Genomic DNA, 13,014 nt, shown 5'->3' with positions numbered 1-13,014 from the left:
GCTGCCGGACCTGCAAGAGCCATCGCGCTAGTGTTTCGCCTGCTTCTGGACCAACCCGTCCATCAGGAGGAGGGCTGTCCCCAGCGCGAGCCCGCTTCCAAGCACCATGCCTGCCGCAGGCAATCCAAAGCTCTGCAATGCGAAGGCCGCACCTGTGAGCAGCGAGAGCAGCGCGATATTGTTGGCGCTCTCCGACAGGGCCAGCACAAACCCTTTGTCTGCACCCGCCCGGCGGGCGATCAGCGCCGTGCTGGCAGGGGCTGCAAAACCGAGCGCAATGCCCCAGAAGGCAAGGCAGAAAAGCGCGCCGACAAGCGGCAATGGCAGAAGCAGGAAGGCTGCAAAACTGAGCGCGAGAAACAGAACGGCGGCGACCAGCAGCCGCTCATCGCCGTGCGACAGCCGCCTGACAAGGCCGGTCGAAAGATTGCCCACGGCCAGGCCGAGGCCGAATGCCGTGACCGCCAGCCCCGTTTGCAGCGTGTCGGTTGCAAAGCGGTCCCGCAGCATCTCGCCACTCAGCCCGAAGGCGGCAACGGCAGCGCCATTCCAGAGAGCCTTGGCGATGAGAAGCAGGAGCGCGCTTCTTCCAGAACTGCCGAGCCCGCTTAAACGCTGCCGTGTGGCAGGCACCTGTGTCGTCTCATCGCCCCGAAGCACACGACTTGCCGGGATGAGCAGCAGAAGACAGCCGATGGCGCTGGCAAGGAAGGGCGCGCGCCAGTCAAACAGCTGCGTCAGGACGCCGGCCAGCGCTGGCCCGGCGGCGATGCCTGCCGTCATGCCAAGCATGACAAGGCCCATGGCCTGTGAATGTCGCGCCTCGGGAAACCGGTCGGCAATGAGGGCGAACACGGCGGGAATGAGGGCTGCCGCCGCCACTCCACCCAGAACACGAAGAATGATGGCAATGCCAAGCGTGGGGGCGAAGGCCACCGCAAGCCCATCGGCGGCGAGAAGCGCCAGCGCCGTAAGCAGAAGACGCCGCCGGTCAAGCCGGTGGGCGACAAGACCAATAAGCGGCGCGCCGACGGCATAGGCAAGCGCATAGCCGGAAATCAGCCAGGAGGCGGCAGCCGGGGTTGCGCCAAAGGCAGCGGCGATGGGCGTCAGAAGGGGCGCGATCATGAACTCTGTCACGCCGACGAAGAAAACAGCCAGCGCAAGCACCGGCAAAAGAAGCCGTGAAGGCATGGAAAACTCCATGTCAGGATGAACGGGATGGCGCTTTGAGCGCCGGGAAAGACGTTTTTTGGGGGGGGGGAGCGCACCGGAGTGCTGGCGCAGAAGGTTTGCGCAGCGTTTCAGGGAAGAAAGGAGAGGTGCTGAAGCGTCTTGGTGCAATGTTGCCGGGAGGGGGCTGCCAGAGGCTGTTTGCCCGAACGCTGGCTTCATTTTGCATGATGCAGGCTGCGGTGCAAGCGGCTGGCATCGTTTCTATCGCATGTTGGGGCTGGAATTCGTCATGCGTTTCAAGTCGAATGCCGGCGATTCATTATCAGGGGGAGTGGCATGCATATTTTTATCTCTGTCGATATCGAGGGCGTGGCCGGGGTCTGCGAGAGCCTGCAGGGGCAGCGCGGCAACCCGGAATACGAGGTGGCGCGCAGGCTCATGACCGAAGAGGCGAATGCCGCGATCCGTGGCGCTTTTGCGGGTGGAGCGGACGCAGTGACGGTGGCGGATTCGCACGGGCCGATGCGCAACATGATCGCTGAACAGCTCGACCCGCGCGCGCGTCTTGTTTCCGGTCGCGCGCGCCCGCTGTCGATGATCGAAGGCATTCATGCCGATCACGATGGTGTGGTGCTGATCGGTTACCACGCGGCCGCTGACAATTTCGGCGTGCTTGCCCACACGGTCAGCGGTCTGGCGTTCCGCCGCATCGAGGTGAATGGCGTGCGCGCCGGAGAGCCGACGCTCTTTGCCGGCCATGCAGCGGAGATCGGCGTGCCGCTTCTTGCGGTGAGCGGCGATGACCGGCTGGAAGCCGAAATCGCCGAGCAGTTTCCGGCAGCCCGCTCCATCACCGTCAAGCGCTGCATCAACGCCTTTGCCTCGGAAAGCATGTCGCCGGACGAAGCGCGCGAAAAGATCGAACAGGATGTCTGCGAGGCGGTTGAGGCGGCTGCGAGCACCGAGGTGAAAGCGCCATGCACGCCGCCGCTTACGGTGGATATCGGCTTTTCCAAGCAGATTTTCGCGGATGCCGCCGCACTTCTGCCTTTCACGGAGCGCACCGGCGCGCTGGATGTGCGCTTTGTCGCAAAGAGCCATGCCGAGGCGATCGGCATCATCTCCAGCTTCTCTCTCATGGCATCGGCTCTGGCATGACGGAACGGCTTTTCGACAGGGCGGGCGCGTGGTGGGATCTTCCGACGGGACCGGCCAACACCATTGCGGATGTGCCGGGCGTCACCGTCGGGCATCTGACCTATTGCGCTCAGACCGCGCGCACGGGCGTCACCGCGATCCTGCCGCATGATGGCGATCTCTTTCGCAATCCGGTTCCAGCCGGCGTGGCGGTGCTCAATGGATTTGGCAAGAGCGCCGGCCTGATGCAGCTTGCAGAGCTCGGCCGCATCGAAACGCCGATCCTTCTCACCAACACATTTGGCGTGGCGGCCTGCACCACGGCGCTGATCCGCCGGGCGATTGCACAAAACCCTGAAATCGGGCGCGGACGCCCAACGGTCAATCCGCTGGTGCTGGAATGCAATGACGGGCGCGTCAGCGACATTCAGGCGCTGGCGGTGACCGAAGCCATGGCGGAGGAAGCGATTTCAGCCGCCGGCGCCGAGGTTGCGCAGGGCACGGTGGGCGCAGGAACCGGCATGCGCACCTTTGGCTTTGCCGGCGCCATCGGCAGCGCATCGCGCCGTGTCGCGCTGCCGTCCGGCCGTACCCATACGCTAGCGGCGCTTGTTCTCTCCAATTTCGGCAGGCCGGGCGATCTGCGGCTTCTGGGGGAACGCATCAAGACGCCGGAGGCCGGGCGCGCCGACCCGCAGGACAAGGGCTCCGTCATCATCGTCTATGCCACGGATGCGCCGCTCGATTCGCGCCAGCTCACCCGCGTGGCGCGGCGGGCGGGTGCAGCGCTAGGACGTCTCGGCAGCTATTGGGGTGACCAGAGCGGCGATGTGGCCATCGCCTTCTCCACCGCCAACCGCCTCGATATCGACAGCGAGGCGGATGCCATCGAGCGGCTTGCCGAAGCGCGCATCGATCCGTTCCTTCATGCAGCCGTCGAGGCGGCGGAGGAGGCGGTTCTGAACGGGCTCTGGCACGCCAGCCCTGTGAGCGGTTATGACGGGCTCCGGCTTTCTGTGTTGCGCGATCAACTTTTGTCGTGAAGCCGGACTTTCCCTTGTCGTGAGCGGTTCCGGGCGATAAGCCGGATGGACGGGAGCCTGCTCCCGGCTTCCGGCCAGCCCTCGCGCCTCTTCCCCCCTGCGCGATAGCCAGCAATGCCAGCCACGGTTATGGAGTCTGCCCGATGCAAGCGCGCCTCTCACGATGCGTTCTGATCCTTTGTCTTTCATCTGCGCCAGCGCTGGCGCAGGAAACTGCCAGCACCATCGCCCCTGATGTGGGAAACCGGGTGCTGGAAGGATATGTCACGCCCACGCTGGCGCGCTTTCGCGAGGCGAGCGGGGCGCTTTCAGCCGCGCTTGGCGATGTTTGCGGCGCGCCGTCGGACAGCGGGCTTGTCGCCGTGCATCAGCGTTTTTCCGAGACGGTTTCTGCCTGGGGGCATGTTTCTGTTCTGCGGTTTGGGCCTCTGGTGGCGGAAAACCGTTTCGAGCGTGTCTTCTTCTGGCCCGATCCGCGCGGCGTGACGCTGCGCCAGGTGCAGGGGCTGCTCGCTTCCGACGAACCACTGCCGCAGGATCTGGCCGCGCAGAGCGTCGCGCTGCAGGGCCTGCCGGCGCTCGACTATGTGCTCTTCGGCACGGGCGGCGACAAGCTGGCAGGCGATGCCAGGCGCTGCGCCTATGCGCAGGCAGTGGCGTACAATGTGGCCGATATCGCCGGGGCGCTGGAGAATGGCTGGGCCGAGGGTACGGCCTTTCGGGCCTCGTTCACCGCGCCTGCGGCGGATCGCGACCCCTATCGCTCAAGCGCCGAAGTGGCGGGCGAAGTGGTGAAGGCGGCGGGCACGGCAATCGAATTCGCGCGCAATGCGGAGCTTTTGCCCGCCCTTGGAAAGAGCGTGGAGAAGGCGCGGGGCAAGCGCGCCCCCTTCTGGCGCAGCGGCGAGACCTTCGCCTTCACCGCCGCCCAGATCGAGGGCGTGCAGCAACTGATCACGGCGGCGGGCTTTGTCGACGGCCCCTCGGATCTGGTGAATGGCTATGGCGAGAGCATGAATTTCGACCTGGCGCATGCGCGCGACGCACTGGAGGCGGTGGCGGGTGCGCCTGAAGCAGCATTCGCCGGGGAAGAGGATCGTGGCCGCATCAGCTATGCGGCCATCGCCATGGAGGGCGCGAAGCACACGCTCAATGGCGAACTCGCAGGGGCTCTGGGGCTGGTGATGGGGTTCAATGCGCTCGATGGAGATTGATCGCCGGACATTTCTAGCGCTCGCCGGTTCTGCCGCCGTCATCAGGCCGGCGCTTGCCAGCGCTGCGGATGAAGCGCTGTTCCTTGGCGCGCGCCTCAATGGCGGTGCGTTCGAGGCGGCGGTGATTGACGCTTCCGGTCGTGACCGGCTGGTGCTGCCGCTGGAGGCGCGCGGACATTCCTTCGCCATCGATGCGCCGCGCCGCCGCGCCGTTGCGTTTGCGCGGTCGCCGGGGCGTTTCGCGGTGGCCTTCTCGGTCGATGGAACGGGCGAGCCCATCGCATTCGCCCCGCCGCCGGACCGCCATTTCTACGGTCACGGCGTCTTCACTCCGGATGGCCGGCTGCTTCTCGCCACGGAAAACGATTATGACGGCGAGCGGGGCGTCACCGGGCTTTACGATGCGAGCGCCGGATTTCGCCGCATCGGCGAGTTCGAGACTGGCGGCATCGGTCCGCATGAGGTGATTCTGCTGGCGGACGGCAAGACGCTGTGCGTTGCCAATGGCGGCATTCTCACCCATCCCGACTACGAGCGGGTGAAGCTGAACCTTGCCACGATGAAGCCGAGCCTTTCCTATGTGGATCTGGAGACGGGCGATCTTCTCGAGCAGGCGGAGCTTGCGCCGGAACTCCACAAACTCTCGATCCGCCACATGACGCTCGACCGGTTCGGCGCGGTCTGGTTCGGCGCACAGTATCAGGGCGAGGACGATGCGCGCCCGCCGCTCGTCGGGCGGCATCGCCGGGGGCACGCGATTGAACTCTTTCCAGGTCCCGAAGAAACCCTGAAGAAGCTCGACAATTATGTCGGTTCGGTCGCCATCGATGCATCCGGCGAGATCGTCGCCACATCGTCGCCGCGCGGCGGGCTGTCGGTGTTCTGGGATGCCGAAACCGGGCGATGCCTCGGCGAACGCCTGCTCAAGGATAGCTGCGGTCTCGCGCCACTCTCAGGGCACCGTCTGCTAGGCACCAGCGGCCGTGGCGCAATCGTGCGGACAGGCCCTGACGTGGCGCTCGAAAGCGTTCGCGAGCCGCAGGCCGGCGCGCCCGCCTGGGACAATCATCTCCGCCGGATCTAAGCACCGCGCTCAATCCGTGCGGGCGGTTTTTTCGGCTTGCCGTTCTTTGGAGGGATGCTTATCTTCGCCTCGTTCTCAGGGCGGGGTGAAATTCCCCACCGGCGGTAAGCGGCACTGGCCGCAAGCCCGCGAGCGCTTTCCCATGACACTCGGGAAGGGTCAGCAGACCAGGTGAGACTCCTGGGCCGACGGTTAGAGTCCGGATGGAAGAGAACGCGCGATGTTTCGCTTGCCGTCTGTTCGGCTGCGCTGCGTCGCACGTGATCGCCTTGGGTGACGTGTCTGTTGCAAAGGAGATCACGATGACACACACCCGCTATGCATTCATCAAGGCCAATTGGCATGCCGACATCGTCGACAGGGCGCTGGAAGGCTTTTGCGAACTGATTCCCGCCGAACAGGTGGATGTGTTTGATGTGCCGGGCGCATTCGAAATGCCGCTCGTGGCACGCGACCTTGCGTCCTCAGGCCGCTATGCGGCGGTGGCCGCAGCCGCCTTCGTGGTGGATGGCGGCATCTACCGGCATGATTTCGTCGCGCAGGCCGTCGTGGACGGCTTGATGCGCGCCGGCATGGACACCGGTGTGCCGGTTCTGTCCGTGTCGCTGACACCGCACCACTATCAGCCGACCGAGCATCACACGGCGATCTATCGCGAGCATTTCATTGAAAAGGGCCGTGAAGCAGCACAGGCCGCCCTCATGATCGGCAAGACCCGGGCCGCACTGGCAGCCTGAGTCTGAATGAAAAGAGGGGCGATCAGATCGCCCCTCTCAATTCCAAAAAAGACATTTCAAATCAGTCGATTATGCTTCCCGGCTGATTCAGTTTCAGAGCTTCAGCGCTGATTGTGCGCCGCTGCCAGGGCCTCGGCAAAGGCCTGTTCAAAGACATCCATTTCGTTCTCCGGTCCGACACTGACGCGAATGCAGCGATCAAGGCCCGGCGTTGCCGGCTTGCGCACGAACACATCGCGGTCGAGCAGGCCCTGCATGACCGCCTCGGCAATGGCCTTGCCGCCGCAGTCGACGGCCACGAAATTGGTGGCGGAGGGAACGCTCGCCAGCCCGTTGGCTGCCGCAATCGCTGCAATCCGGTCGCGGCTCGCGCTGATCTTCTTGAGCGTTTCCTGAAAATAGGCCTTGTCCTGAAGTGCGGCCAGACTGGCGGCCTGCGTGATGCCCGGCATGCCGAAATGATTGCGGATCTTGTCGAAGGCGCGGATGGTCTGCGCTTCGCCAATGGCGTAACCGCAGCGCATGCCGGCCAGCGCATAGGCCTTTGAGAAGGTGCGCATGCGCAGCACATTGGGCCGGTCGGGCTCAAAGCGGGGCAGGGCGCTCGCCGGCGCGGTCTCGCCATAGGCTTCATCTAGAATGAGCATGCTGGTTTCGGGCAGCGATTCGATGAAGCGCTGAACCTCGTCGGCTTCCCACCATGTGCCCATCGGATTGTCGGGATTGGCGAAATAGACCAGCGGGGCCTTTTCGGCAAAGGCCGCGTCCCGCAGACCTTCGAGATTCTCGTGATCTCCCGAATAGGGAACCGGCACGAGACGACCGCCAAAGCCGACCACATGATAGTTGAATGTCGGATAGCCGCCGAGCGAGGTGACGACAGGCGTTCCCGGCTCAATATAGAGGCGGGCAATCAGGCCAAGAAGCCCGTCAATGCCTTCACCGACGACGATGTTCTCCGGCTTTACGCCGTGTTCCTGCGCCAGCGCCGCCCGCAGATCGCTGCTTTCGGGGTCGCCATACTTCCACACGTGATGCGCTGCGTTCTCCATGGCTTCGATCGCCTTCGGGGAAGGACCAAAACCATTCTCATTGGCGCCGAGACGTGCACGAAAAGGCCGTCCGGCCGCGCGCTCCTGGGTTTCAGGGCCGACAAACGGAACGGTGGAGGGGAGGGATTCTGCAAGCGGCGTAAGCGGTGGGCGTATTGTCATGGGACGGTATGTGTCTGCTCTCTTGGTCTTGTCGAATGCAGAGACCCTACAGCATGCCCGTCACAAGAGAAAACGCTTTCGCAGCCCTTCAATTGTCCCAGAAATGAAAAAGGCCCGGCAAATGCCGGGCCTTTCCCAAAACACCGTAACTTCTGATTAGAAGTTGCGCTGGAAGCGAACGAAACCGCTCCAGTGATCGTCCGGCAGACCAGAAGCGGTCGGCGCGTCGATGTTGGTGTAGTTGACTGCGAGCTTCGCGTCGAAGTTCTCAACGATCTCGTAATCGACGGTCAGACCGGCGTTGATGACGTCAACGTCGCCGCCCCAAGCCAGAGCCGGAAGGTCATGACCAACCTTGTCGTAGTACTGTGCACCGAGCGAAGCTTTCAGCTTCGGGGTGAACTTGTAGCCAACGAGGCCGCCGATGGACCACTGCGAACCAAAGCGAGCAACGTTCGGAGCGCCGTAGCCTTCCAGATCGAACGGATCGGTCGAGTAGAAGTTGATGCCGCTTTCGTAGATCGCCATTGCCTCAGCGAACACGCGCTCGGTCAGGTCAGCCTTGACGATTGCCTTAAGAGCGAACTCTTCTGCCGTTGCGTCGTAAGCAGCGTAGAAGTCTGCCGTGCCCCAACCCTGAGCAACGCCAACCTTACCGACGAAGTTCGGCGTGTAGTCGTAGTTGCTGTCAGCTTCTTCGAGAGCGAGCGTGGCGGTGAAGCCGTTGCCTGCTGCGAAGGTGTAGTTGATGAAGTGAACGCGATCACCACCGCCATTGTCGAACTCACCCGAAATGGCTGCGTCATACAGCGTGTCGGACAGACCCATGGAGAGGCCACCGAGCGAGATGATTGCCTGCTGCAGACCAACGGTCGAGTTAACGCCCGTGGAGTAAGCGTCACCGTCGTTCAGGCCAGGAATGATTGCCGGGCCAGGGTTGTTGCCGGACGTCGCGCGCAGCTTGATGAAGCCGCCGAGCGTGCCGTATTCGGTCTCGGAGCGGGCGTCGATGTTGAGCTCACCGCGAGCGTACTTGCGCCAGCCGTCGTCGTTCTCGTCCCAGTTGATCTGGTAACGGACCATGCCGCCGATCTTCAGGCAGGTTTCGGTGCCCGGGATGTAGAAGAAGCCTGCGCCGTAGACGTCGCAAACGCGAACGTATTCCATCGGCTCCGGCTCGGGAACGATAATCGGGTCGGCTGCTTTTGCGCCGGTGGCAGCAGCTGCGAGAGCTGCGGAGCCGATGAGAAGGCTCTTGAGTTTCATGTTCTGACCTCCAGTCAAAGTTCTAAATGCGGGTCTGGGTATTTTTGCTGAAGGACAGCGTTCCCTGCCCCATCCCCAAGAATTGAAAAGTTCACGCTCTCGCGTCCCCTTTCCGAGCCTGACATTACTCATGGGGCCGCCGGGTTCAACCGCGATTACGCGGCAAGGCCCCCTGGTGACCTTCTATCCGGAATGGCTGTTGCACAAATGACACGATCTGGGCCGCCGGGTAAGGCTTTCTTAACACTTGGAGCCCGGATGAGCCCATAAGCGGGCGGTGTAGTGGGGCATTTTACTGTGTTTGGGAGACGAATCGTGGGGAATCCGGAATGGAACGCCTGGCCGAACCCTTGTTTGATTCTCTGACGACTCTCCGGGCAACTGGCGACATCGGCGCTCTGCGCTGACCACGATGTGGAATTTCTCTATAATAAAGCATGGAAATTCGAATGCCGTATTGATTGTCGGTCCGGTTTTCTTTATCCAGCGTCTCGCCGGAGAGGTGGCCGAGTGGTCGAAGGCGCTCCCCTGCTAAGGGAGTAGACCCCAAAAGGGTCTCGTGGGTTCGAATCCCATCCTCTCCGCCATTTTCCCTTAGCTTTGACAGTCCACCCAACAATTCAGACAAGCCGCACTTCGCGGTGATGGCCACCGACGCAGGTCGGATCCCGCCTCGTTTCCCTTGTTCTCGGGCATTTTTGCTTCCACCGGTCTCATGATTCTGACTGGAGGTCAGAACATGAAACTCAAGAGCCTTCTCATCGGCTCCGCAGCTCTCGCAGCTGCTGCCACCGGCGCAAAAGCAGCCGACCCGATTTTCGTTCCCGAGCCGGAGCCGATGGAGTATGTTCGCGTTTGCGACGTCTATGGTGCCGGCTTCTTCTACATCCCGGGCACCGAAACCTGCCTGAAGATCGGCGGCTATGCCCGCTATCAGATTGACTGGTCGGATAGCGATGATTCGAACTTTGCCGTTATGGGCGGCACGCTCTCCGCAAATTCGCTGAGCACTGATTCCGGTGGCTGGCGTAAACTGGCGCGCGCCAATCTGACGATCGATGCCCGGTCGGAGACCGAATACGGCACGCTCGGCGGCTTTTTCGAGTTGCGCGCCGATGCCTATTCGGGTGTTTCCCGCCTCGGCATGCCTTCCGGCACGGCGCCGTTCTCGCTTAACGGGATCACGCGTGGCACTTATCTGAACCAGGCCTACATCACGCTTGGCGGTTTCTTCCTGGGCTACAAGGCCACGATCTTCGATCAGGGTCTTAGCGGCGAGTATGATGCCGGCGGCTTCGATGGCTCAATTCACACGCTGGGTTACACCTTCGTGCCGGGCAATGGCGTGTCGGTTTCGCTGGCTCTGGAAGAGAACGACTACAACTACGATTATACGCCCAACGTGGTCGGCAAGCTGGGCGTCGCGCAGGGTTGGGGTTCGTTCGACGCCTTCGTAGCCTATGACGCGACGGCCAAGGAGTGGGGCGTCAAGGGCTTCGCAAGCATCAATGCGACCGATCAGCTTACGCTCGAACTGCTGGCAACCTACTTCTCCGATCCGAGCCTCTACAGCAATGGCTATGACTACTCGCTCGGCGGTCATCTGAAATACGCGGCAACCCCCAAGCTGGCGGTTGGCTTCGGTGGCCAGTATCTCGGTGACAAGCACGGTTCCAGTGCAGACGACTGGGCCGTTGGCGGCGTCATCGACTACGAGCTGGTCGAAAATCTCGATACCAAGATCGCCGTGAACTACAAGGATGGCGACAGCTACAAGGACGGCGCGTTCAGCGGGTTCTTCCGCATCACGCGGAGCTTCTAAAGGTACCGTATCAGGTGAATGCCACTCCCCGGCGGCGCGTTCCGCCGGGGAATGGCTTTGAAGATATCGTGGGTGGCGGGCGCTTCGATCAGTGCAAAGTGCTTGTGGTGACTGGGTTTTGCGACATCTTCGTGCAGGCTCTCTGAAGAGTGGGTTTGCCAGTTCCGTTCAAAAAAGACCGGGTAAGAGAACGGTCGAACGTCGCCGGGGCTATACGGGGCGAACGGATAAACAAATGCAAATGTAAATTCTCTGGACTACCGGGTAGTATCGGTGGTATCTCCGACAATCGGAGGTTGTGTATATTGGGGAACTGGAAGAATCTTGCTCTGTTAGACTCCTTTGGAAGTCGGGACAAAGTTGGATCGACAGGAATGAACCGCGCCCGGGACGCATACTGACATGGGGGATGTCAGCCGTCTTGAAGGAGCATGGGGCGTTCCAGGAGAGGGCTACTCTGTCACGTTCGACAGTGAGCGGCTCCGGCTTGTCTCTGAATTCAGCCTGAAGGAGCTCTTTGCAAAGTATGGCGACATACTTTGGGAGCCTGGCTCGCACAAATACAATGTCACCTTCTTTATCGGGGAGCTGGATGAGCTCCTGATGGGGAAGCGCTTCAGCACATTCGGGCAGGATGCCCTTGATGCGTTGATCGGGAAATTGCGCGCTCGCGGAAACAGCAATGCGACCATCAATCGAAAGATGGCCGCGCTGAGCAAGCTTCTGCGGAAAGCGCATAAAATGGGTGACATTCACAGCCTGCCCGAATTTCGACGTCAGAAAGAGCGCTCCGGACGCATCCGCTTTCTCTCGTGGAGCGAAGAGGAGATGCTTTTCGCCGCGATCCGACGCCGCAGCGAAGATGCCTGGCGGCTTTCTGTCTTTCTGGTGGATACGGGGTGCAGGCTGGGCGAAGCCATCGGGCTGACCTGGAACGACGTGCAGGGCGGACGCGCGAGCTTCTGGATCACGAAATCCGCGCGTGCGCGCTCCGTGCCGCTGACGGCGCGTGCGCAGAACGCTGCCGGTGTCCGGAAAGAGGGGCGGGAAGGGCCGTTCGCCATGCTGCGACAGGCCCAGTTTCGCACCATCTGGAATGAAGCCAAGGCAGAGGTGGGACTCTCACAGGATACGCAGGTCGTGCCGCATGTGTTGCGCCACACATGTGCGTCGCGTCTTGTGCAGGGCGGTATTGATCTGCGCCGGGTGCAGATGTGGCTTGGCCACCAGACGCTGACAATGACCATGCGCTATGCGCATCTGGCGACCGGCGATCTCGACCCCTGCGTCGACGTTCTGGAGCGATGCTCCTGCGGGAAGATCACGACGGCCAGCTAGGCTCTGGCCCTGTGCCGGTGTGTTGGGGAGGGCGCTATCGCGGTCGGTACGGGGGCCTATGCGGAATGCCGCGGCGCTTTTTCGGCCTGATCGACAAAGGCTGCGATGTTTTCCGGCAAATCACCGGTTTCGAGCAGTGGTGCGTGTCCCTGTCCGGGAACGACAATGGACTGCATGTCGGGATGGCGGGTTTCCATCTCGCCCAGTGTTTTCATGGAGAGAAGACGCGAATTCTCACCGCGCACCGCAAGTAGCGGAATGCCGGTCAGGCCGGAAAAGAGCGGCCACAGCTCCGGAAGCGGGCGATCCAGATCGATTTCCTTGAGTGGTTTGACGAGTTTTGGATCGAAATCCGCCAGAAGGCTTCCGTTTTCCTGCCGATAGAGCGCACCGGTAAAGCGTTCCCAGTCTTCATCCGAAAGGGCGGAAAAGGCATCGCCATGGATGGTTTTCTGGATCTCAATCGCTTCTTTGAGTGTGGCCGGTTTGGGCGCGCGTTGCAGATAGGAGCGGATCTGGGCAAGACCGTCTCCTTCCACCACCGGGCCGATATCGTTGAGAACAACTGCCTTCAAAAGGGCAGGCCGTGAGGCGCTGAGCGCCATGATAATCAATCCGCCACGCGAGGTGCCGATGAAGGCCGCGTGTTCGACGCCCAGAACGGCAAGGCCGGCGGTGATATCGGCGGCCTCAATGGCCACGTCATAATGACGCCAGTCCGGGTCGCGGTCGGACAGGCCGCGTCCGCGATAGTCGAAGACGATGACCTTGCGCGGTTTCGGGGCATCGGTCGCGAGAAAAAGGGCGAGCGGGTGGAAGTCCCGCGCATTGCGTGTCAGGCCGGGAAGGCAAACCACGGGCAGACCGGGATTGTCCTCACCATAAACGCGAGCGTGAAGTTTCAGACCATCCTGCGCCGTGTAGTAGACATCGCGAAAATCTTCTTCCGACACAGCTTCCCTCGAATGTCGCCTGTCTGTCGT

General features: G+C 62.0%; 11 protein-coding genes, 1 tRNA gene and 1 riboswitch. Of the genes, 8 read left to right on the top strand and 4 right to left on the bottom strand.

The window, feature by feature from the left end; translation table 11 throughout:
- Positions 1–27: 27 nt before the first annotated feature.
- Positions 28–1,194 (bottom strand): MFS transporter, encoded by a 1,167-nt coding sequence (locus AC4PTT_RS14340; protein ID WP_492161496.1) that lies wholly within the window; start codon positions 1,192–1,194, stop codon positions 28–30.
- Positions 1,195–1,512: 318 nt separating this feature from the next.
- Between AC4PTT_RS14340 and AC4PTT_RS14335 the strand changes: the two genes are divergently transcribed.
- From AC4PTT_RS14335 to AC4PTT_RS14315, 5 genes are all read left to right on the top strand, one after another.
- Positions 1,513–2,334 (top strand): M55 family metallopeptidase, encoded by an 822-nt coding sequence (locus AC4PTT_RS14335; RefSeq protein WP_492161495.1) that lies wholly within the window; start codon positions 1,513–1,515, stop codon positions 2,332–2,334.
- Positions 2,331–3,356 (top strand): P1 family peptidase, encoded by a 1,026-nt coding sequence (locus tag AC4PTT_RS14330; RefSeq protein WP_492161494.1) that lies wholly within the window; start codon positions 2,331–2,333, stop codon positions 3,354–3,356. Before AC4PTT_RS14335 ends, AC4PTT_RS14330 begins: the two co-directional genes overlap by 4 nt.
- A gap of 143 nt (positions 3,357–3,499) precedes the next feature.
- Positions 3,500–4,570, top strand: coding sequence for an imelysin family protein (locus AC4PTT_RS14325; protein WP_113154652.1), 1,071 nt, complete (start codon positions 3,500–3,502; stop codon positions 4,568–4,570).
- Positions 4,551–5,654: a DUF1513 domain-containing protein gene (locus AC4PTT_RS14320; protein ID WP_492161493.1), complete on the top strand. Its 1,104-nt coding sequence runs from the start codon at positions 4,551–4,553 to the stop codon at positions 5,652–5,654. The genes AC4PTT_RS14325 and AC4PTT_RS14320 overlap by 20 nt, the downstream gene beginning before the upstream one ends.
- Before the next feature lie 67 nt (positions 5,655–5,721).
- Positions 5,722–5,873: riboswitch (FMN riboswitch) on the top strand.
- A gap of 83 nt (positions 5,874–5,956) precedes the next feature.
- Positions 5,957–6,391, top strand: a complete 435-nt coding sequence (locus AC4PTT_RS14315) for a 6,7-dimethyl-8-ribityllumazine synthase (protein ID WP_113156234.1) — start codon at positions 5,957–5,959, stop codon at positions 6,389–6,391.
- A 101-nt stretch (positions 6,392–6,492) separates the two neighbouring features.
- On the opposite strand, the gene AC4PTT_RS14310 is transcribed toward AC4PTT_RS14315, so the two are convergent.
- Together AC4PTT_RS14310 and AC4PTT_RS14305 are read right to left on the bottom strand one after the other, a co-directional pair.
- On the bottom strand, positions 6,493–7,605 hold the full coding sequence (locus AC4PTT_RS14310; RefSeq protein WP_492161492.1) for a pyridoxal phosphate-dependent aminotransferase: 1,113 nt from the start codon (positions 7,603–7,605) through the stop codon (positions 6,493–6,495).
- Between the two features lie 156 nt (positions 7,606–7,761).
- A complete protein-coding gene (locus AC4PTT_RS14305; RefSeq protein WP_492161491.1) occupies positions 7,762–8,871 on the bottom strand; it encodes a porin in 1,110 nt (369 codons plus the stop codon).
- Between the two features lie 496 nt (positions 8,872–9,367).
- On the opposite strand from AC4PTT_RS14305, the gene AC4PTT_RS14300 reads away from it, so the two are divergent.
- From AC4PTT_RS14300 to AC4PTT_RS14290, 3 genes are all read left to right on the top strand, one after another.
- Positions 9,368–9,458 (top strand) — tRNA-Ser (locus AC4PTT_RS14300).
- A gap of 152 nt (positions 9,459–9,610) precedes the next feature.
- Positions 9,611–10,693: a porin gene (locus tag AC4PTT_RS14295; protein ID WP_299937160.1), complete on the top strand. Its 1,083-nt coding sequence runs from the start codon at positions 9,611–9,613 to the stop codon at positions 10,691–10,693.
- A 402-nt stretch (positions 10,694–11,095) separates the two neighbouring features.
- The gene (locus tag AC4PTT_RS14290) at positions 11,096–12,031 is read left to right on the top strand and encodes a tyrosine-type recombinase/integrase (RefSeq protein ID WP_317089736.1); all 936 of its coding nucleotides are present in this window, start codon (positions 11,096–11,098) and stop codon (positions 12,029–12,031) included.
- A gap of 56 nt (positions 12,032–12,087) precedes the next feature.
- Here the strand turns inward: AC4PTT_RS14290 and AC4PTT_RS14285 are convergent, their stop codons facing one another.
- On the bottom strand, positions 12,088–12,984 hold the full coding sequence (locus AC4PTT_RS14285) for an alpha/beta fold hydrolase (RefSeq protein WP_492161490.1): 897 nt from the start codon (positions 12,982–12,984) through the stop codon (positions 12,088–12,090).
- Between the last annotated feature and the right edge of the window lie 30 nt (positions 12,985–13,014).

Source organism: Nitratireductor sp. WH36-1, assembly GCF_058725515.1.
This window is presented reverse-complemented; position numbering and strand designations above follow the sequence as displayed.

Coding starts and splice junctions, on each gene's coding strand:
- AC4PTT_RS14330 (WP_492161494.1), top strand. CDS start 2,331: ATGACGGAACGGCTTTTCGACAGGGCGGGCGCGTGGTGGGATCTTCCG.
- AC4PTT_RS14320 (WP_492161493.1), top strand. CDS start 4,551: ATGCGCTCGATGGAGATTGATCGCCGGACATTTCTAGCGCTCGCCGGT.
- AC4PTT_RS14295 (WP_299937160.1), top strand. CDS start 9,611: ATGAAACTCAAGAGCCTTCTCATCGGCTCCGCAGCTCTCGCAGCTGCT.
- AC4PTT_RS14305 (WP_492161491.1), bottom strand. CDS start 8,871: ATGAAACTCAAGAGCCTTCTCATCGGCTCCGCAGCTCTCGCAGCTGCT.
- AC4PTT_RS14290 (WP_317089736.1), top strand. CDS start 11,096: ATGGGGGATGTCAGCCGTCTTGAAGGAGCATGGGGCGTTCCAGGAGAG.
- AC4PTT_RS14315 (WP_113156234.1), top strand. CDS start 5,957: ATGACACACACCCGCTATGCATTCATCAAGGCCAATTGGCATGCCGAC.
- AC4PTT_RS14335 (WP_492161495.1), top strand. CDS start 1,513: ATGCATATTTTTATCTCTGTCGATATCGAGGGCGTGGCCGGGGTCTGC.
- AC4PTT_RS14325 (WP_113154652.1), top strand. CDS start 3,500: ATGCAAGCGCGCCTCTCACGATGCGTTCTGATCCTTTGTCTTTCATCT.
- AC4PTT_RS14340 (WP_492161496.1), bottom strand. CDS start 1,194: ATGCCTTCACGGCTTCTTTTGCCGGTGCTTGCGCTGGCTGTTTTCTTC.
- AC4PTT_RS14310 (WP_492161492.1), bottom strand. CDS start 7,605: ATGACAATACGCCCACCGCTTACGCCGCTTGCAGAATCCCTCCCCTCC.